This is a genomic window from Labrys sp. E2SS-1L, from assembly GCF_057073705.1.
Genome location: NZ_CP172713.1, coordinates 1111791 through 1131284, shown reverse-complemented (window position 1 = coordinate 1131284; position 19494 = coordinate 1111791). Strand labels below are relative to the sequence as shown.

The following is a 19494-nucleotide window of genomic DNA, read 5'->3' as shown; positions in this document are numbered from 1 at the left end:
ACCCCTCCCGTCATTTTGCCAGGCGCCGATCGATCAGGGTCAAGGCAATCAGGCATTCGGCGATCAGGCGCTGCAGGGTGTAGTACCAGCCCGCCCAGCCGTCGAGAAACGCGCCCTTCCACAGCAAGGTGTAGAAGAACACCAGAAGCGGGGCCGGCCATGCCTTCAGCCTGAGACGGTCGACCCGGCTCAGTGCCTCCTTCGGGCTGGCAAGCAGATGGTCCGCCTCGATCTGCGCATAGCGCTTTTGGGAATCGACCCATCTGAGAAGGGGCTTGCGGTCGTCGTGATAGAGGGGAGCGGCCAGGCTGCCGACCTCGCCGGCCACGGTCACGCGATGGCCATGGCCCTCGTCGCGATAGCGTGCCGCCTGCCGGCGATAGAGCACGGTGCGGGCCGGATAGAGCGTCCCGCGCAGGGGCTTGCCATGGATGCGATAGATGAAGGCGGCCGAATAACCCTGCGCAGTTCCTTCACGGAGCGACAGGATTTCGCCAACGAGGCTCTTGCTCAATTCATAATCGGCGTCGAGGGAGAGCACCCAGGGGGTCTCGATGAGGCCCAGGCCGAAATTGCACTGGCCCGCGAAACTGTCGAAGGGGCGATGCACGACCTCGACATTGGCGTATCGGCCGGCGATCTCGAGGGTCTCGTCCGTGCTGCCGCTGTCCACCAGCAGGATGCGCGGCGCCCAGTCCAGCCTGTCGAGGCAGCGCGCCAGATTGGGAGCCTCGTTGAAGCTCAGGACCAGGACCGTCGTCTGCGGCGCGATCAACTCAGACATGCACGGCTCTTCCGGCGAGGGCGGTTTGACCCGCCTGGGCGAGGATTGCCTCCTGGTAGACATCGAGCATGGCTGTTGCAATGCCCGGCCAGGAGAATTGCTCGCGTGCCGTCTTCTCGCCCGCCTGTCCCAGCCGCGCGGCAAGATCCGGGTCTGCCAGCAGTGAAGAAAGCGCTGCGCCAAGTGCCGCAGGAGTGCCTTCGACCACCAGGCCACAGCCGGCGCCGGTGACCACATCGGCCAGCCCGACTTCGGGGGTGACGACGACGGGGCGGGCACAGGCCATCGCCTCCAGGACGGCGTTGCCGAAATTCTCCGAATGGGAGGCCAGCGCGAAGGCGGCACAGTTGCGCAGCAGGGACCATTTCTTTTCGCCGTGCACGGGACCAACGAAGCGGATGCGGGCATCGAGGCCCAACGCTGTTGCTCGTGCCTTCAACCGGGCGGTTTCGCCCTCGTCGTCATTGCCGGCGATGACGAGATCGGCGTCGGGTACCAACCGCATGGCATCGATCAGGCGCTCGATGCCCTTCTTCCAGCTGATCCGCCCCAGAAAGAGGACATAGGGCCGGACGTAACTGGGCTGCATGAGGTCAGCACCGGCAGGCGGCATGTCGATGCCATTGGGCACCAGGGCGAAAGCCTGGGCCGGCAGTCCCAGCTTCTCGATTTCGAGGCGTTCGGATCGGCTGGTCACATGAACGGCCGCAGCCCCGGCGAGGTTGGCCCGGTCGAAAGCCTGTATCCAGGCCGATTTCAGCAGCCGGCTCTTGCGCTGGATCAGCGGGCCGACGAGCATGCCTCGTGGTGCCAGCAGATAGGGAACGCCGTTTCGCCCTGCATGTCTTGCCGCGGCCGTGGTCGGCCATAGGAAAACGGAATGGAGATGAACGATGTCGAAGGAGCAGACGTGCTTTGCCAGGGCGCGGCCCATGGCGGGCGAGCGATAGAGACGCCGGCCCAGCCCGGCGGGGAAATAGTGGACATCCACCCCGTCGAGCTGCACCGGCCGATCGGTCGGGACCGGCAGGACACCGTTACCGTCGACATTGGTGGTGTAGACCTGCACGTCGCAGCCCTGGCTTGCCAATGCGCGGCACAGACCGTGCACGGCATGAATAGGCCCGCCATAGCGCAGCGCCGGCAGATAGGTCGGCACCACATGAAGGCAGCGCAGGGTCAAGATGTCAGCCCCGGCGCGGCGCGGAACCGCGTCTTGACCCGATGCGCCAGCGTATAGCCTTCACGCCAGCCCAGTGCCTTCCAGGCACGTCCAGCCAGTGCGGCGGTGCCTGTTTCGTAGGGAAGCATGACCAGCATGGCGAGCAGGCGGTCGAAGAAGACATCAGGGGCGAAATGCGCCGCGAACACCCGGCGCGCGCGATCGCCCATGGCAGCGGCCTCCCCGCGCGCCTCACTCAGGATGTGCGGTATGTGCATGACGTCCTTTTCGGCCACGAACAGGCTGAAGTCCCGCCACGGAATATCCGGCGGCGGCAGCCAGGCATCGGCGATGATCACCGGTGCACGGCCAAGCGCCATCGCCTCGAAAAGGCGGATGCTGGCGGCGCCGAAGCCGCGCGGACAAAGGGCGAATTGCGAGCCGAGCAGCAGCTCGCGATAGGTCCGGCGATAGTCGAAATCGGCGAAGCGGCCCGGTGCCGCCGCAAGATCGAGGCATGGCGTATCCGGGCTGTCGAGGGCCAGCAGACGCTCTCGTATCGGATGCGTGCCGGTCCGGCCTAGAAACGAGAAGAGATGGGCTGGCTCCTCCTGCGGCGGGGAGGCAGCCGGCATGGGGGCATCGGGGTCGGGCAGATAGCTCCAGCTCCGCGCCCAGGGCAGGGCCCTGGTGAGGGATGGATAGGCTCCTGGCAGCGCTGCATAGGGCCAGTCCGATTCCGAGAACAGGAAGTGCCTGGCCGCGGGGTGCGTCCCGATCTGGCGCCGCAAGTGCGGCAGGTCGGCAAGGCCGACATAGCCGCTGTCGAGGTACAAGACGATATCGGGGGTGTCGTCGCGAGCCGCGATCCGGAAGGCCGAGGGGGGATGCAGCGCTGCCAGCCTGCGGGCTTTCGAGAGAGCAGGGTTTTCCCGCAGAGCCGTGAGGAGAACGCAGGGGCGCATGGCGTCGCGTCCGTCTTGTCAGCGTCTTGCCGGCCTGGCTTCCAGCCAGACGCGCAGGCGCGGTGCCACCAGCCGGACGAACAGGGCGGTGAGAAGGACCGAAACCATCACGCCGCCAACCAGCTTCGCCAGGCTGACTTCCAAAAGGGCGGCCTGGGCCAGGACGGCGCAGGCCGAGGTGAAGCCAAGCAGTGGTCCGGCTCGCGCAGAGTGCACCAGCCAGCGGTAGATGCGACCATAGAGATAGCCGAAGACCAGGATGACGGCCATCATCGGCAAAGGGCCGAAATCGATGTAGAGTTCGGCCATGTAGCCGAGGCTGATCGAGGTGCCGCGATAGGTGCCCGATAGGCCGCCCGTGTAGTAGTTGGTGCGGCGCGTGTCGTCGACCTGGCTCTTATCGGCAAACAGGATGCGCGGCATGAAGGGGCGGCTCGCCGCATCCAGGAGGAGCGCCCCCTTCTCATGGGGGATGGTCTGCGGGACGCGGGCGAGAACCACCGCGAACAATTCGACATAGGAAATGCGATGGAGCATCTTCCCGGTCGCCTCCGACATCGAGGCGCCGTCGAGCCTGCCGAGGAGCTGGGCTATAGTGGCCAGCCGCTCGCCGAGGTCGAGCGTGACGGCCTGCGAGGCGGAGCCCCCGGAGGCGGCATTGCGATAGTCTTCCTTGATGGCCGTCCACAGGATCCCGCTGACGACGATCAGGCAGACCAGGATCGCCCCGCCCGCGATGTGAAGGCCGCGCAGGCGCGTTCCGGCCATGGCTGTGGCAAAGAGGGTGAAGAACATCACCGTCTTGAAATCGGAGAAATACCCGCCCGTGCTCATGGCTAGTTCGGCAAGAAAGACACAGGAAAACAAGGGGTTGCCTAGCTGATTTCGCACGAAGGATGCATAGGCGAACATCATGAAGAACGCCCATTTCAATCCGGCCAGGGCGAGGAGCGGCTGCGCAAGCCCGGGAATGAGCGCGGCAGCCTGGAGGGCGCCGACCGCGACGATCGAGGCCGCGAGATAGAGAAAGAACCAGGTGGCGAGCGGCCGGGCCAGCACCGCCTCCCGTGCCTGCCGGCTGGCGGCCCTGTCGGGCGGACCGCTGCCGAGCCGCATGCCCAGCGCCAGGAACAGCAGGCCGGCCAGGGTCAGCAGGATCGCTGACTTGTTGTCCCCGCCATAGATTGTATAGGCGCTGACGTCGATGCCGAGCCAATTGGCATGGAAGGCCGATATCGAGGCCTGCAGCCATTGATAGGCGAAGATGAACAACCCGATCGGCGGCTCGCCCGGCCGCCACAGCAGGGCGACGCCGGCCACGAGCACGACCAGGCTGAAGGTGGTGAGCAGGGCGTTCTCGGCGGGCAGGTTCAAAATGGCGAGCAGCACCGCGCCGACGATCACAGCCACAGGCAGCGGGGCTGCCGAGCGTGGGGAGGTGGCCGACATCGGCATCAGGTCAGGGCTCCCGACGTCCTGCGCTGAGAGGGCGCCTTTTCGAGGCAGGACGACAGGGCAGCCTCGATGCCATCGACCGCGGCGCCTACGCTGTAGCGGCGGACCAGCGACGCAAGAGCCTCCTTCGTTGCGAGCCCCGTCGGCAGATCGGCGAGAGCTCCGGCAAGCGCGCTAACGTTACCGGTCTCGAAGGTCCGTCCGGTGCGGGGATCGGCGGCCAGGTCGGGGGTGCAGCCACACTGATCGGATACGATGATGGGCCGCCCGCAAGCCTGCGCTTCATTGGCCACGAGTCCCCAGGTTTCCTGCCCGGAGGAGGGCAGCGCCAGTCCGTCGCAGGCCGCATAGACAGCCGGCATTTCGGTCTGGTTGCAAAAACCGAGGAAATGCAGCCGTACTCCGACCTCTGCGGCGCGCGTGAGCACCGCCTCGCGCATCGGACCATCGCCGGCGATCATCACCTCGATCTCGCGTCCTTTGCTGCGGCACAGCGCTGCCGCCTCGATGAGGTCGAGGGGACGCTTGCGTTCGACCAGCTTGCCCGCAAACGCGATGACCCGGCTGCCCTCGGCAATGGACAGGCTGGCGCGCAGGGTCTGGCGGGCCTCAGGCGTCGCCCGCGCTGCAAACCAGTCCGTGTCGACGCAATGGGGTGAGAAGTGCAGCCGCTCGAGCGGATAGCCATAGTGGCGATAATAGGCCAGGGAGTTCTGCCCTACATAGAGCACCGCATCGAAGAAGCGCAGCAGGCGGGGATAGGCCGCCTGCTTGGTCCAGGCCTTCAGGCGCCGGCGCGGTGTCAACAGATGGCTGTCTCCTCTCACCAGCACGGGCAGGTTGAGGCGCCGGGCGGCGGCAATGCCCTGGAGATAGGATTTCAGCGCCCAGCCGCAGACGAGCAGGGCATCGAAACCGCCCTCCTGCAGGGCCCCGGCGATGGCGGGCGTATCGCAGCCGAAGAAATGATCCACGCCTGGGTTCCTGGCCTTGTTGGCAAGGAAGCGATGCGGGTAGCCGGTGGTGAGATCTATGTCCCAGTCGAACGCCACCCCGAAGCCGGCGTCGGCCTGCTGCCGGGGCGTGGGATTGTGCGCGAAGAAGACCTCCAGCTCCATGCGCCTGGCGAGTTCCCGGAAGATCGGCGCCTGATACTGGATCGGATGGGAGGTGAGAACAGCCAGGCGCATGATCAGTGCAGCCCATCGAAAATGGCGCCATAGCGGCCGGCAATCGCCCGGGCCGAGAAGGGCTCCAGGAGATCCTGCCGGGCCTGACCGAGGCTGGCGGGGTCGAGGGCCAGGCGCTCCAATCCGGTGGCGATGTCCCGCGACAGGCCTCCCAGGTCGCTCGCGTCGGCAAAGGAGAAATGGATGCCTCCGCCGGTTGCCGTGAGAAGGGCATGGGCGCTGGACTGGCGGTGAAACAGCGAAAGATAGGGACGCCGCGTCAGCAAGGCGGGATAGATCTTGGAGGCGGTGTAGTGGGCTTCATCCGAGCCGACTAGCAGGAGGCCCTGGGACTCCGCCATCAGTTGCAGCGCTTCGGCATAGGCAAGGCGCTGGGGCGTCTCGACCACGAGATCGGCGACGCCTTCTGCTTCGGCAAGCGGACGGATGGAGAACGTATCGCTGCCCTTGGCCTGATTGCTGCTGCCGATGAAATGCAGACGCAAGCGCGCGGCAAGCTGCCGCTGACGTGCCCTCACCGTGGCAAGGCCTTTCAGAAGGATGCGGAAAAGCTCCTGCGAGCGTGGCAGTGCCGTACCGACATAACTCAGATTGATCATCGCCGGATCGAGCCGGCTCGGGCGGGTGCCCGGCATGGCCCGGAGGAGATCGAGATCGCCGGGATCCCCGCCGATCGGCAACGCTGCCATGCGCGAGGCGTCGAGCCAGGAATGGCGCGCGGCCAATTCCTCGTTCTGGCGTGCGGAGACCGATGTCACGAAACGGGCCCTGCGTAAAGCCGGCCCTTCGAGGCGAAGCGCGAGCTGGTGGGATAGCCCGGCCTTGCTCAACCGTTTTTGATCCCCGCCCCAGGCCGAAACCCAGGGGTCCTGGAAATCGAGCACCACCGGCACGCCGAATTTCGGCTCGATCCAGCGCGACATCAGCATGGGGTAGAAGGGCGATCCCGTGATCAGCACGGCGTCGATCCGCCTGGCGGAGAGCAGTTTCGCCGCGCGGCTGGAAAGGGCCGGCCAAGCCCGTAGGCTGAGATCCCCGATACCGAAACGGCGTGTCATGCGGGCCTGCAGGGCGGGAACCTTGACGATCTCCAGCCCCGGCGAGACCAGACTGCCGAGCAGGGGATCGGGTTCCTGCTCGTAGAAGCTGTCGTCCACGCAGAGGACGACAGGGGTCCAGCCCGCTGCCGGCAGGTGATTGGCCAGATGCCGGGCCCGATGCACGCAGGCCAGATTGGACGGCGGGAAATAGGGCGAGACGATCAGGACGGTGCGCGGGAGGGTCATGCCCGCCTCCGCGACGAACCGTCCAGGGCTTGGCGCGCCAGATCGACCACGATCGCGCCTTCCCGGTCCCAATTATAGGTTTTCTGCGCGAGATCGAACGCGCATGCCCGCGCTTGCGCCAAGCGCGCCGGACCCTGCAGCAGGCTGTCGAGGCTGGCAGCCAGGCTCACGGCATCGCCGGCTGTGAAAAGCGCGGTGGCAAGCGGATGCAAGCCGGCGAACGCCCGCTGAGCCGGCGTATCGGAGAGGATGGCGGGGAGCCCGGCCATGAGATAGGTGAACAGCTTGTTGGAGAGGGCAAACGCATTGTTCGCGGTATGCCCCGGTTCGGCGCACAGGCCGAGATCATGGCCGGCGGCCAGCCTGACGAGTTCGCCGGGAAGCGCGGAGGGCAGGAAATGCAGGCGCTCCGGCACGCCCTCCTGTTGCGCAAGGCTCCGCAATTGGCCTGCATAGGGCGCATCCACATGGCCGCGCAGATAGAGGTGCGGTCTCGAGGCGGCCCTCGCAATGGCCTTGATGGCACATTCGAGGCCGCGATCGGGGCCGATGACCTGCGAGAACCAGTAGAGCGAGGGACCTGGATCGGCCGTGCCCCTGGCGGTTGGGCGATCCGGAGCCTCAGACAGCGGAAAGCTGTTCAGCACGACCTGCGGCGGGTACATGGCGTAGGCCTGCGCATAGGCACGTGCGATCTCGGGCGAGGCGGCGGTGATATAGCGGCATCCCGGCAAGGCGGCCGCCTCGATGGCGCGCAGATGCGAGCGGTTCGGCTCTGCTGCCGGGCCGTCGCGCCATTCGCCGAGATGGAAATCCTCGGCGTCATAGGCATAGCCTGCCCCAAAGCGCAGGGCCGCGGCCCTGGCCGCCGGCAGGGCCGGCGGATAATGGGCGATGTAGAGATCGGCCGCGATGCGGCTGGCTGCGGCCATCAGGACGGGTGTGAACACGCTGAAGGCCCGGGAGCTGAAAAGGCGCCTGCCGCTCGCGGCGTGTGCAGCCCCCGCGAGTTCCTGGCCGAGCCGGCGCAGGCGCCAGCCCGCCCGCGAGCGCAGGTCGATGCGCTCGATCCGGAACGGCGCCTCTCTCAGGATGGATTGATCGCGCGGCTCCACGCCTTCCAGCATGCGGATGGCGACCACGGTGACGGCGAAGCCGGCCTCATGCAGGGCATGCGCCTCCTTGACCACACGCGGATTGGATCCGAGCTGGCCCGGTGTGAGGATACAGATATGCGATCCCGGACGGGGGCTCGTCATGTCCGCTCCATCTGCGGCGCGGGAGAGCCCTGGCGGGAGCCACGAAGGCGCTCTCCGAGTCCTTCGGCCAGCGCGGCACGATAAGCCGGCCATTGATGACGACGGGCCGTCTCGAGCGCGCCGGTCCGCATGGCTTGCAGGTGCTGGCGGTTGTCGAGGCACCAGGCCAGGGCCTGCGTCAAAGCCTCTGCATCGGCTGAGGGAATGACGAGCCCGTTCTCGGGCGTGACCAGGTCGGCCGCGCCCGTCATGTCGGTGACGATCACCGGCAGGCCGTGTGCCATGGCTTCGGCCACGACCATGCCGAAACCGTCGGCAAGGCTGGGAAACACCAGGACATCGGCCTGCTCGAAGGCCTGGAACAGATCGGCACGCGGGCGGGGCCCATGGAAGCGGACCGTCTCACCAGCCTGGGCAAGAAGGTCGGCGGGCAGCTCGATCCGGCCATAGATATCCAGCCTGGCATGATCAGCGGCCGGCAGTCGGCGCCAGGCCTCGAGCAGATAGGGCACGCCCTTGCCCAGGGTGACATTGCCGGCATAGACCACACGCAGGGCCTCCGCATCGTTCCTGCGTGGGGGCGGCTCGCGATCGAGCACCGGGGGAGCGCCGAGGGGGACGACCAGGATCTTGGCCGGATCCGCGCCCCCGGCGATATGGGAACGGGCGGTGAGGGCGGAATTGGTGACAATGAGATCGGCGAGCCCGATCTCCGCGTCGCGTCTCGCCTGCCTTCGCGCAAAGCGATCCGAGAAATAGGCGGCATTGGCATCGTCGAGCTGCTTCCACCGGGCCAGTTCACGCCGCCTGATGTTCTCGAATTGCCGGCTGCTGAGGGAGGGCAGGTGCAGTATGCGTGCCGCTTGTTCCCGTGCTGCGCGCTGGAAGCTCGCCAGCGCCGTATATTCGAAGGCATGGATGGCGTCGGCCCCGGGCACGTGGCGGCTGGCGACGGTGGCATCGAAGCGGTGGCTCATCCGGTCCCAGATGCGGTCGACGGTCACCGGCCCTGCGCCGCCCTTGGCCACGACGCTGCGCAGAATCTCCCAGGCCGGATAGGCCTGCACGAGGCTGTGCGGGACCGTCTCGATCGAACGGCGTAACAATTGTTCTCTTAGCGCCGCAGCCTGGCGCGACGGCAGGGTGCGCAGCAGGCGATCGCCCCAGCCCTGCGTGGAATAGTGGAAACCGGTCACGAAGGTCTTCAGCCAACCCTGTTCATGCAGGGCCAGGGCGATCTGCTGGGCATGCAGCATGGTGCCGGGATAGCTCAGCACCGACCTCATGCGGCAGCCCTCGAACCCCGTCCCGCGATCATGGCCTCGTAGATCTCTAAATAGCGATCGGTGACCGCATCCTCGCTATAGAACGTTTCGACCCGCTGCCGGCATGCGGCTCGCTCGATCCTCTCGAGCTCGGCGACTGCCGCCGCCATCTCCTCGACGGTGTCGACGACATAGCCGGTGCGGCCATGCTCGACCACTTCGGGAACGGCGCCACGACCGAAGCCGATGACCGGCGTGCCGCAAGCCATCGCCTCCGCCATCACGATGCCGAAGGGCTCTTCCCACAGGATAGGCATCAGCAGGGCCGAGGCGCCACCGAGCAACGCGTCCTTCTGCCGGTCGTCGACGGGCCCGACATAGGCGATATCGCCGTCATGCAGATGGGGCGCGACATGGGCCTCGAACCAGGCCCGGTGCTCGGCAGCCAGATTGCCGGCGATGACCAGCCGCCGACCGGCCAGCCGCGCCGCTGCGATGGCAAGGTGCGGCCCCTTGATTTCTTCCACGCGCCCCAGGAACACCAGCGGCGCATCGACCGGTACCTGCTCCCGGAGGGTATAGGTCTCGCTCGGCACGCCATTGGGAACGATGTGCCAGGCGCCGATATGCCTGACATGGCGCACCATATGCTCGCTGATAGCCGAGAATTGCAGCGTGCCGCGCGACAGGCGTTGCGCCAGCCCGGTGGTGCGCGGGCTGATCTCGCGCTGGTAGGTCATCAGCTTGGGGATCGCGCGCGGCAGGAGCGGCGCCAGATAGGCCAGTCGGGAGAAGCTGTGGATGATGTCGAAACGCTGGCCGGCGATCGCCCTCGCCAGTTCGCCGGCATTCCTGACCGTGTCGAAGCGCGAAAGGCTGCTCGCGCCGGGCCAGGCCCGCTTTGGGACGGGGCATTGCGAGGAGGGGTGCGCGAACAGGGTCAAGTCGTGGCCGCGTGCCACCAGGCGGCGTGCCAGCATGTCGACCACGCGTTCGATGCCGCCATAGAATTGCGGCGGCACCGGCAGCTCGGGATCGCAGGTCAGGGCAATCCTCATGGCGTGATCCTCGCGAGCCGGCTTTCCGGGGCGAGGGCGGGCGGCAGCGACCGGTAGAGGCCGATCATGTCGTCGGCGACATCGGCCTGGCTGCGCAAGAGGCCCTGGAATTTCGGCAGGGGGCCCTCAGATTTGCGAGCCACCAGCCGCTCGATCGCCTTGGCCCAGTCCGGCACGGAGCCGGGCCGGAGCAATTCGCCAGCCTTCGTCCCGGCCACAAGCTCGGCGATGCCGCCGAGATCCGATCCCAGCACGTAGAGGCCGGCCGCCTGTGCTTCCAGCACGACCAGCGGACCGGTCTCCAGCCAGAGCGAGGGCACGACGAGAACATCGTGCGCGGCCAGGGTCTCGGCGATCTCCGAATGAGGCCGGGGCGGGTGGAACCGGATGCGCGAATCGCCTGCGGCCAGGGCTCGCACTTCAGCCTCATAGCCATCGTCCTCAGCGGCGCCGATGGCGTAGATGGAAAGTTCGACTGGCATCTTCTCCGGCAGGCTGCGGAGGGCGGCGACTGCGACATGAATACCCTTGGCCCGGTCCCATCGCCCGAGATAGACGAGCCGCAGCCTGGTGTCCTCCGATCTCTTTCGAGCCGCAGCTTGCCCGGCCTCCGCCAGATAGGACGCCGCGAGACCATGGCGGCCGAGCGCGAGTTTGCCGGGCGGCGCGCCATTGCGCGTCAGCGTGTCGGCGAGCCATTGGCAGACGGCGACAAGCCGGTCGCTCAGCTCGAAGGCTTCGTCCAGCTCCTGCGCTTTCCCGAGGGCGAGTGCTCTTGCCGAAAGCGCGGTGGCAAGCCGCGTGCGACCCTGCCAGGCCCTGGTGGCAAGGGCGCGGGGCAGCCGGCCGACCGCCCAGGCGGCGGCGCGCGGGGCGCCGCGGCTCTCGGCCCAGCAGGCGCCGCAGCGGGTCTCCTCGACGAGGCCGTCGCAAGGGGTCTCTCCGAAGCGAAGCAAGGTACCACGCAGGCACACGGCTCCGGCAACATGAAGGGTCAGGACGGTTCTCAGCCCCTGTGCGCGGGCGGCGCGCAGATGGTCGAGACCGCATCCCGTCGTCCAGGAATGCTGGTGATAGATGGCGCGGGGATTCTGGCGCAGCAAGGCTTCGAAACGGTCGAACCGGCCGTGCCTGCGCGTGCTGCCGCCCGCCCGCCTCGTCTGGGGCAGCTCGACCGGATAGGTCCATACCGTCGTGCCGCGATGCTCGTAGCGATCCGGCGCCCCGGCTGCCCGCGGCACCAGCACGGCGCATGTCAGGCCCCTGAGGGAGAGTTCCTGCACCAGCCCTTCCAGATAGACCTCGGTACCGCCGAGATCGTAAGGCGGATACCAGGCGGTCGCCATGACGACATCGGCTGGCGCCTCGTTCATGGCCGCCCCATCATGGACAGCAGGCCGTGCGCGACGCGCAGCCCCAGCAGGCGGGCGAGCGGCGTTGCGATACGCGCATGTCGCGATTGGCGCAGGCCGAGTGTGCGGCCCGCGGCACTCGCCTCGAAAAAGCCCTGGTCCTCGCAGCGCAGCAGGCCACGGCCGGCATTGTCGTAGAGGTCGCGCAGCGTGGCGATGCGATCGGAAGTCAGGGTGCCGCGCTCGCGCCATAGGGCTTCGATCTGCCGGCCGTTGCGGAGCACGTCGCGCCAGAACCGCGCGGGATCGCTCCGCGACAGGCTTTGTGCCGCGATGCGGTAGTGGGCGCCAATATGGGCACTGGGCACGAAGCGCCCGCCACGGAATGCAGCGTCGAACAGGAAGCGGGCGTCCTGGATCACCGGCAGATCGGGGCGAAAGCCGCCGATCGTCTCGACCAGTTCTCGCCGATAGAGCAGGGCGCCGGTGGTGATCCAGACGTGGCTGGCGATCGCTCTTTCCGCGTCCTGCCGCAGCGCCGGCCAGTCGATGCCGCGGATTTGCGAGAGGAGGGGAGCACCCTGCTCGTCCGTGCTGAACTCCTGATAGTCGCAGGCGACCACATCGGCGCTCTCCGTCACGGCAAGGCGCCGTTCGATCGTGCCCGGCGTGAGCAGGTCGTCCGCATCGAGGAAGAGCAGCCATTCCGAGCGGGTTTCGGTGATGCCGCGATTGCGCGCCGCCGAGACGCCGCGATTGGGGCCCTCGATGACGCGATCGGCAGGCAGATAGCGCCGGGCGATCTCGGCCGAACCGTCGGTCGAACCATCGTCGATGACCACGAGTTCGGCGAGGCCGGGCTGGCCGATGGCACTTTCGAGCGTTTGCGCCAAGGTGAGGCCGGCATTGTAGCAGGGGATGACGACGGCAACGCCTGGCAGGAACGGCGGCATGTCAGCAAGGCTTCCCGGCGGTGTCGGGTCGACGGATAAGAAGAGGCGGCCGCGCGGCATAGATTACGGCCGCAGGAAGCGAAAGCCCCAGGGTCAGGGCCCTTGCAAGAGGGGTACCGCCGCGCAGATAGCCCGGGTGTCGCGCTTCGCTCGCAATCACCCGCAGCAAAGCCAGCAAGACGCCCGGCCAGCTACGGCCGGTCTTGCGGCGGAAATAGGCCGTCTGCCGCATCAGGCGCGCGGCTGCCTCCATCAGCGAGCGGCGATACCAGGTGCCGTTTTCCTGCCGGTTGTGATGCTGAGCCTGCAGATCGGGGTGACGGACGAGGCGCAACCCCTGCTGCTTGAGGCGGTGGGAGAATTCGGCATCCTCGAAATTGCGGTCGAGGCGCTCGTCGAAGCCGCCCGCCGCCATGAAATCCTGTTTGTGCATGGCCAGCGCGCAGGTGGGCAGAAAGATCAATGGATCACCATCGCGCCCGTTCAAAGGGTTGCCATCCGCGCGCCCTATCGCGCCCTGCTGGGGCCAAGTCGCGCCCCACGCTGCCTGAGGCTTCTCGCGCATCAGCGAAAGCAGGCGTGGAATGTAGGATCTTTCGAGTTCCATATCGTCATCCAGGAACAGCAGGATGTCGCAGGACGCTGCATTCGCGCCGATATTTCGGGCCCTGGAAACATTGGCCTGAGCAAGACTGATGAAGCGCAGGCAAGCGAAATGCTCCGAAAAGCCCTGCAACTTCGAAAGGTCGGCGCCGGGCGTCTGGTCGACGATGGCTACGTCGAGATCGCAGGCCTGGTCGATCACCGATAATTTCGCGAGCAGGCTGGGCAGCCGCTCGACACGCCGGAAGGTCGGCACCACCACGGAGACGAGTGCCGGCGAAGACATCTGCTTCAAGCGGATATCCGTCGCGCCCACAGATTCTCCTCTGGAACGTCCTGTTCGGGCGAATAGCGAATCCCGTCGATTGTCAGCAGTTCGTAGCCGAAATCAGAAAAATACGCTGTGAGGTGGCTGGCCGCGATCGCATAGTCAAAGCGGGAGGGAAGGTACTCGAACAGGATATGCCGCGGCCGAAGGACGGAATTGCGGAACATGTCGTCGATGATGGCAAGATCATAGCCCTCGATATCGATCTTCATCACGGCGGCGGCCGCGATATCCAAGCGGTCGGCGAGTTCAGCGATCGTGACGGCCATGGTGAGGAGGCGCCGCGTTTCATCCGGTCTTCTGGGCCTCATGGTGCCAAGCGCTCCTGCTTCCGGAAGGCCGAATTCGATGAAGCCGGTCGCATCGGCAAGTGGTGAGGTTACCGGCAAGACCCGATCCTCGACCTTGCTCAGCCTGATATTGTCGAGAAGCCGGAAGCAAACCCCGGGGTGGGGCTCGATGGCGATCACACGTCCGGCCGGTCCCACCATGCGTGCGGCGGCAATACTGTATTGGCCCACATTGGCGCCGAGGTCGATCACCGTTTCCCCGCTCCCGATGAGGGATTGAAACAGAGCCAGGCTTTTGGGTTCGTAGGAGCCGTGCAAGAACATGGCATGCTGCACATAGTCGACAAGGTCCAGCTTGAACGTCCCGAAGGCAAAGCGGGCGACGACATGGCGAAAGGGCCGGCTGGCGCGCAGCCAGTCGTAAAGCCGAAGCTTCATGGGATGGTCCGGCATGTGCCAGTAGCGGCGCAGAAGCCGGGCGTGCAGCGGTAGGGATGATGCCGCGTTCATTCCTGCCTTTCAAAGGTGATCGGCACGGCCACGCATCCGCGTTCATAGGATTGCTGGAAATCGAAGCCCGCATGCCCCGGATCGGATTGCACGACATCGAAGCAGATGGGCTGGGACAGGCGATGAAACTCCTCGACCCAAGGCTTCGACAGCCACAGATGCAGCTCGTAGCTTCCCCGTGCCAGCGGCAGGGCGCCAATCTCCAGGAACACGCGATTGGTGCCGGGGTAAATGTCGAATTCCTGGCCATGCATTGGTGCTGTCGATGAATAGATCAGCTTGCGCCCCAATCCGTCATGGATTTCGATTTCGATCGCCGCGCGCCGCCGATCCGGGGATTGAATCATGCAGGTGACCGCGAGCTTCTCGCCGAACAGGATCTGGTTGGCGGCCAGGGTGGCTCTGGCGATATGCGGCCCCAAGGGTGGCCGGTCCTCGACCACCACACCATCGTCGCCCCGAAAAAGAGCGGAATAGCGCGCAATGGTCTCGGCAGCGGCGCCGTGGTGAAGAATGCGCCCGCCGTCAAGCAGGATGGCATTCTGACATAGGGCGCCGATGGCGCTGAGATTGTGGCTGACGAGGAAAACCGTCCGGCCCTGGCCCGCGATCTCGTTCATCTTGCCAAGGCATTTCTTCTGGAATTCCGCATCACCGACGGCGAGGACCTCGTCCACGATCAGGATTTCCGGCTCGAGATGCGCCGCAACGGCGAAGGCCAGGCGCGTATACATGCCGCTGGAATAGTGCTTGATCGGCGTATCGATGAATTTCTCCACCTCGGAAAAGGCAACAATCCGATCGAATTTGCGGGCGACCTCACTGCTGGTCATGCCGATGATGGCGCCGTTCAGCCGGATATTCTCCCGTCCCGTCAGCTCGGGATGAAAGCCGGTGCCAACTTCCAGGAGACTGGCAATCCGGCCTCTTACTTCGATACGGCCCGTCGTCGGTGCCGTGATGCGCGAGAGGATCTTGAGCAGCGTGGATTTTCCGGCCCCGTTCCGCCCGATGATCCCCATCACCTCGCCGGGATGCACGTCGAATGAGACATCGGACAGGGCAAGGAAGCGGTCGTCCTCGATGGCCGACCTTGCCGAGGGACGAAAACGCCCGGTGACGATGCCGACCAGTGCCTCCCGAAAGGTACGCAGGGACGGATTGTGACCGCCCCTGACATATTCCTTGCTGACCCCGCGGGCGCGGATGCTCGGCGCACTCATCGTGAACGAGCTCTTCGTTGGACGTCAGAGGATATCCGCAAAGCGCCTCTCCACCCGTTCGAAATACCACACGCCGAGGACGAAGAGCCCGAGCGATAGGAGCAGCGAGAGGCCGATCGACAGCCAATCGAAAGGATGCCCGAGGAAGGCCGAGCGGAAGCCTTCCACCAGCCCGGCCATGGGGTTGAGGAACAACAGCCAGCGCCAGGCTTCGGGCACCAGGCTGGCCGGATAGACGACCGGGGTGGCGAACATCCAGAACTGCAACAGGAAGGGAACGACGAAGCGGAAATCGCGATAGGTGGCCGTGAGCGCCGAAAGCCCGGTGCCGATGCCCAACGCGCAGAGAATGACCCCGGCCATCAGGAGAGGAGCCACGAGAAGGTTGATGCTCCAGCCGACACCATAGATCAGCATCATCACCAGCAAGAGCGCGGTCGTGACCAGGAAGTCGACGAGGCCGGCCCCCGTGGAGGCGAGCGGGATGATCAGGCGCGGGAAGTAGACCTTGCTGATCAGATTGACGGATCCGACCAGCGATCCTGCCGCAGCGGTCAGGGCGTTGGAGAAGAAAACCCAGGGCAGCAGGCCCGCATAGACGAAGATCGGATAGGGCGAACCGTCGGTGGGAATCTTGGCGAGATGCCCGAACAGCACCGAGAAGATCAGCATCAGCAAGACGGGCTGGATGATCGCCCAGGCGAAGCCCAGCACGGTCTGCTTATAGCGGACTTTGATATCGCGCTCCGTCAGCACCCAGGCGAGGTCGCGATAACGCCAGATCTCGTAAAGGTCGGTGAAACGCCATAGCCGGTCTGGAACGATGAGCGTGACCGCCGGGGTTGGCTCCGGCGGAGGCTGGTTGCCCCTAATTGGATCAGAATCGGCTTGATACAAGATGGTCGACCTGTGCGGCGAAATGGGAGAAGGCAAAACGACTGGGGTGCTCCGCCGTGGGCCTGCCTTGATCGAGACAGGCGATGATCGCCTCGGCGAGGTTTTGGGGGGCGCTGGCGTCGACGAGCGTGCCGAGTTCTCCCTCCGCCAGGGCATCGGTGCTGCCATCGCCCTTGGCTGCGACGATCGGCAGTCCCGCGGCCGCCGCCTCCAGAAAGACGATGCCGAAGCCCTCTCCCGTGCTCGGCATGGCGAAGACATCGGCCAGGCGATAGATGTCCGGCAACTGGTCATCGGCAACCGGCCCGGTGAAGCGGATCAGCTCCGAAACCCCCAGCCGCTGCCCGATCCCGGCGAGACGGTCGCGATCGTCCCCCTCGCCGGCGATGAGGTAGAGTATGTCCGGATAGCGGCTTCTGATCCAAGGCAGGGCCTCGATGACACGGTCATGGCCCTTGTAGCGCTCCTGCGAGGACAGGCGGCCCACGGTGAGGATCACCTTGCGTCCCCGCGTGCCGAGGCGATCGGTGAGACCGGCAGGCGGCGCGCCGGGCGAGAAGCGCTCGTCGACCGTATTCGGCAAGACGCGCAGGCGCTCCGGTTCGATGTCGCTCCAGGTGAGGGCACGATTTCGGGTCGCCCGGCTGACCGCGGTGATCAATCGGGCCTGCTGCACGGCCTGACGGATGGCGAGGTTCGGCCTGGCCCAGCTCTCGATGCCGTGCAGCTGCAGCCAGAGCGGCGTCCGTGCCAGCCTGGAGAGTACGGCCGCGAGCGGCGCCATGAAGAGGTGGCCGCAAAAGATCAGATCATAGCGATGCGAGGTCAACTGCCCGAACGCTGTCACACTATAGGCCAACCGGCCCGTCCGGGGGGCCAGTTGAACGACATGAGCGGGCAGGTCCGTCGAGGTGCCGGCCGACCGGGGCAGGACGACGATATCCCCGACGCTGGTACTTGCAACCAGAGCGGTAAGGAAATCCCTGTTGTAGCGGGCAATGCCGCCCGGCATGCCCCAGCCATCGGAGAGCAAGGCCAATATTGTCAGCCGCCGCGGCGCCATGTCATGCGAACTGGCGATGGACGATGCGGCTCCAGTCGCGTGCCCAGCCATGCTGGGTTGGCTTGCGTGGAACGGGCATGGAACCGAGAGAGGACGCCTGCAACCACTGTGCGATCGGAAGGGCGAAACCGGTCTTGGGGCGATCGAGCACAGATTGCGGCAAGATCTTTGCCGGTGCCTGGGCAAGCGCCGTCTTGCCCGCAACGCCCCTCAGATCGAGCCGGGCCGAGCGCTCGAGCACTTCGCTGTCGACCAGGGGTGTCCTGATCTCGACCGAGTGCGCCATGCCGGCCCAATCGGCATCGCGGAGCAACTGGTTACGCAGATAGAGGCTCGACTCCAGCGCTGCGACTCGGGCGAAGGGATCCTTCGGCTGTCCGTGCAACTGGGCGTTGATCAGCTTCAGCGGTCCCAGACGGCGCAGGCCTACCTCGACGGTGTCGCGGTCGAGCACCTCGCCCAGTTCCCAGGGCAAATAGAGCCCACGCTTGAGCAGATAGGCGCCGGCATAGGATCCGCCATATTCAGGCAGGCCGGCGAGCTTGGGATGAAGGCGCAGCCGCTCGACGAAAGGTCTTCCCAGACGGCGCAGGCTCGTGCCGAGAAGCGGAACGCGTGAAGGAACCTGCAGGGTCCTCACCCAGCGGGGAATGTCCCGGAAGGAAGGGTAGCCGCCCAGAAGCTCGTCGCCGCCCAACCCCGACAGCACCGCCTTGAGGCCAAGCTCGCGGGCCGTCTTGGCGGCGAACCAGATGTTGAGGCCATCGATGCTGGGCTGGTCCATGGCCTCGAAGAAACGCGGCAGATCAGTCTCGAACTCGCTTCTGGTGATCATGCGCGTAACATGGTGGGTGCCGTAGAAGCGGGCGGTGTCGGCGGCCGGAGACGTTTCGTCCGCCGGCGTGTCGGCGAATTCCTCAAATCCGATGGTGATGGTTTTGACCTGCCCGGCACCGGCATCGCGCATGAGGCCGACCAGGGCGCCGGAGTCGACGCCGGCCGAAAGAAAGGCACCGACCTCGACATCCCCGGCCAGATGGTGCCGCACGGAGTCCAGGGCAATGCCGGCAAAGGCTGCTGGGCTGTCGCGCCCTGCCTCCAGGCTTTGCTGTGCGGCGCCATAGACGGACGCGACATGGTGATAGTTGCGCGGCACCTGTGCGCCGGCCCGGTCGACCAGCATCGTCGAGCCCGCCGGCAGGGCTCGAACCGCGCGGAAGCAGGTGAAGGGCTCCGGCACGCTGCCGAAAAGGTAGAAGCCGACGTCGCCGGCCGGGTCGCGGTCGCGAGAGATGCCGCCTCCGGCAATCAAGGTCTTCACCTGGCTGGCGAAGCGGAAGACCCAGCCGTCATCGCTGTAATAAAGCGGTTTGATGCCATAGGGATCGCGCGCCAGGAACAGGGTACGGGCGGTCGTATCGTAGATGGCGAAGGCAAACATGCCGCGCAGCCGCGTGACCATCCCCTCACCGTAGCGGGCGTAAAGATGCAGCAGCACCTCGGTGTCGGACCAGGTCCTGAATTCGGCGCCTTCCTTTTGCAAGCCTTCGTGCAAGGCGAGGTGATTGTAGATTTCGCCGTTGAAGACGATGACATGACGGCCATCGGCGCTCGCCATTGGCTGCAAGGCACGATCCGCGAGATCGATGATCGCCAAGCGGCGATGGGCCAGGCCCAGTCGTTCCGCCGGATCGAACCATTCACCACTGGCATCGGGCCCGCGCTGGGCCATGTGACGGCTCATGGCGCCCAGTTCCGGGCGGCTGATGGCGTTCGCCGCATAGTGATAGGCAAAGATGCCCGCGATGCCGCACATCAGGCAGGCTGCCATTGGCTGGCGTTAAGGCCTGC

At 65.9% G+C, this 19494-nt stretch carries 17 protein-coding genes; all 17 read right to left on the bottom strand.

Annotation, left to right across the window (positions count from 1 at the left end):
- Window positions 1–10: 10 nt before the first annotated feature.
- Genes ACIGJE_RS30765 through asnB form a run of 17 tightly spaced genes read right to left on the bottom strand, consistent with a single transcriptional unit; the run spans window position 11 to window position 19459 of the window.
- A complete protein-coding gene (locus ACIGJE_RS30765) occupies window positions 11–784 on the bottom strand; it encodes a glycosyltransferase family 2 protein (protein WP_415081113.1) in 774 nt (257 codons plus the stop codon).
- Window positions 777–1967: a glycosyltransferase gene (locus ACIGJE_RS30760; protein ID WP_415081115.1), complete on the bottom strand. Its 1191-nt coding sequence runs from the start codon at window positions 1965–1967 to the stop codon at window positions 777–779. The genes ACIGJE_RS30765 and ACIGJE_RS30760 overlap by 8 nt, the downstream gene beginning before the upstream one ends.
- Window positions 1964–2911 (bottom strand): exostosin domain-containing protein, encoded by a 948-nt coding sequence (locus ACIGJE_RS30755; RefSeq protein WP_415081117.1) that lies wholly within the window; start codon window positions 2909–2911, stop codon window positions 1964–1966. The genes ACIGJE_RS30760 and ACIGJE_RS30755 overlap by 4 nt, the downstream gene beginning before the upstream one ends.
- An 18-nt stretch (window positions 2912–2929) precedes the next feature.
- Window positions 2930–4366, bottom strand: coding sequence for a hypothetical protein (locus ACIGJE_RS30750; protein ID WP_415081119.1), 1437 nt, complete (start codon window positions 4364–4366; stop codon window positions 2930–2932).
- Window positions 4366–5556, bottom strand: a complete 1191-nt coding sequence (locus ACIGJE_RS30745; protein WP_415081121.1) for a glycosyltransferase — start codon at window positions 5554–5556, stop codon at window positions 4366–4368. The genes ACIGJE_RS30750 and ACIGJE_RS30745 overlap by 1 nt, the downstream gene beginning before the upstream one ends.
- A gap of 2 nt (window positions 5557–5558) precedes the next feature.
- Window positions 5559–6842, bottom strand: a complete 1284-nt coding sequence (locus tag ACIGJE_RS30740) for a glycosyltransferase (protein ID WP_415081123.1) — start codon at window positions 6840–6842, stop codon at window positions 5559–5561.
- On the bottom strand, window positions 6839–8101 hold the full coding sequence (locus ACIGJE_RS30735) for a glycosyltransferase (RefSeq protein WP_415081125.1): 1263 nt from the start codon (window positions 8099–8101) through the stop codon (window positions 6839–6841). The genes ACIGJE_RS30740 and ACIGJE_RS30735 overlap by 4 nt, the downstream gene beginning before the upstream one ends.
- Window positions 8098–9387, bottom strand: a complete 1290-nt coding sequence (locus tag ACIGJE_RS30730; RefSeq protein ID WP_415081127.1) for a glycosyltransferase family 4 protein — start codon at window positions 9385–9387, stop codon at window positions 8098–8100. Before ACIGJE_RS30730 ends, ACIGJE_RS30735 begins: the two co-directional genes overlap by 4 nt.
- Complete coding sequence (locus ACIGJE_RS30725; protein ID WP_311936675.1) at window positions 9384–10424, bottom strand: glycosyltransferase family 4 protein; 1041 nt, start codon at window positions 10422–10424, stop codon at window positions 9384–9386. Before ACIGJE_RS30725 ends, ACIGJE_RS30730 begins: the two co-directional genes overlap by 4 nt.
- Window positions 10421–11797, bottom strand: a complete 1377-nt coding sequence (locus ACIGJE_RS30720) for a glycosyltransferase (RefSeq protein ID WP_311936673.1) — start codon at window positions 11795–11797, stop codon at window positions 10421–10423. The genes ACIGJE_RS30725 and ACIGJE_RS30720 overlap by 4 nt, the downstream gene beginning before the upstream one ends.
- Complete coding sequence (locus tag ACIGJE_RS30715; protein ID WP_311936670.1) at window positions 11794–12729, bottom strand: glycosyltransferase family 2 protein; 936 nt, start codon at window positions 12727–12729, stop codon at window positions 11794–11796. Before ACIGJE_RS30715 ends, ACIGJE_RS30720 begins: the two co-directional genes overlap by 4 nt.
- 1 nt (window position 12730) lies before the next feature.
- Window positions 12731–13618 carry a glycosyltransferase family 2 protein gene (locus ACIGJE_RS30710; protein WP_415085687.1) on the bottom strand — a complete coding sequence of 296 codons (888 nt, stop codon included), beginning with the start codon at window positions 13616–13618 and terminating at the stop codon, window positions 12731–12733.
- Window positions 13619–13623: 5 nt separating this feature from the next.
- The gene (locus ACIGJE_RS30705) at window positions 13624–14460 is read right to left on the bottom strand and encodes an FkbM family methyltransferase (protein WP_483680493.1); all 837 of its coding nucleotides are present in this window, start codon (window positions 14458–14460) and stop codon (window positions 13624–13626) included.
- Complete coding sequence (locus ACIGJE_RS30700; protein ID WP_415085678.1) at window positions 14457–15683, bottom strand: ABC transporter ATP-binding protein; 1227 nt, start codon at window positions 15681–15683, stop codon at window positions 14457–14459. Before ACIGJE_RS30700 ends, ACIGJE_RS30705 begins: the two co-directional genes overlap by 4 nt.
- A 24-nt stretch (window positions 15684–15707) precedes the next feature.
- Window positions 15708–16580, bottom strand: a complete 873-nt coding sequence (locus tag ACIGJE_RS30695; protein ID WP_367624656.1) for an ABC transporter permease — start codon at window positions 16578–16580, stop codon at window positions 15708–15710.
- On the bottom strand, window positions 16561–17619 hold the full coding sequence (locus ACIGJE_RS30690) for a glycosyltransferase family 4 protein (RefSeq protein ID WP_367624655.1): 1059 nt from the start codon (window positions 17617–17619) through the stop codon (window positions 16561–16563). The genes ACIGJE_RS30695 and ACIGJE_RS30690 overlap by 20 nt, the downstream gene beginning before the upstream one ends.
- A 25-nt stretch (window positions 17620–17644) precedes the next feature.
- Complete coding sequence (gene asnB, locus ACIGJE_RS30685; protein WP_483680491.1) at window positions 17645–19459, bottom strand: asparagine synthase (glutamine-hydrolyzing); 1815 nt, start codon at window positions 19457–19459, stop codon at window positions 17645–17647.
- Window positions 19460–19494 lie beyond the last annotated feature (35 nt).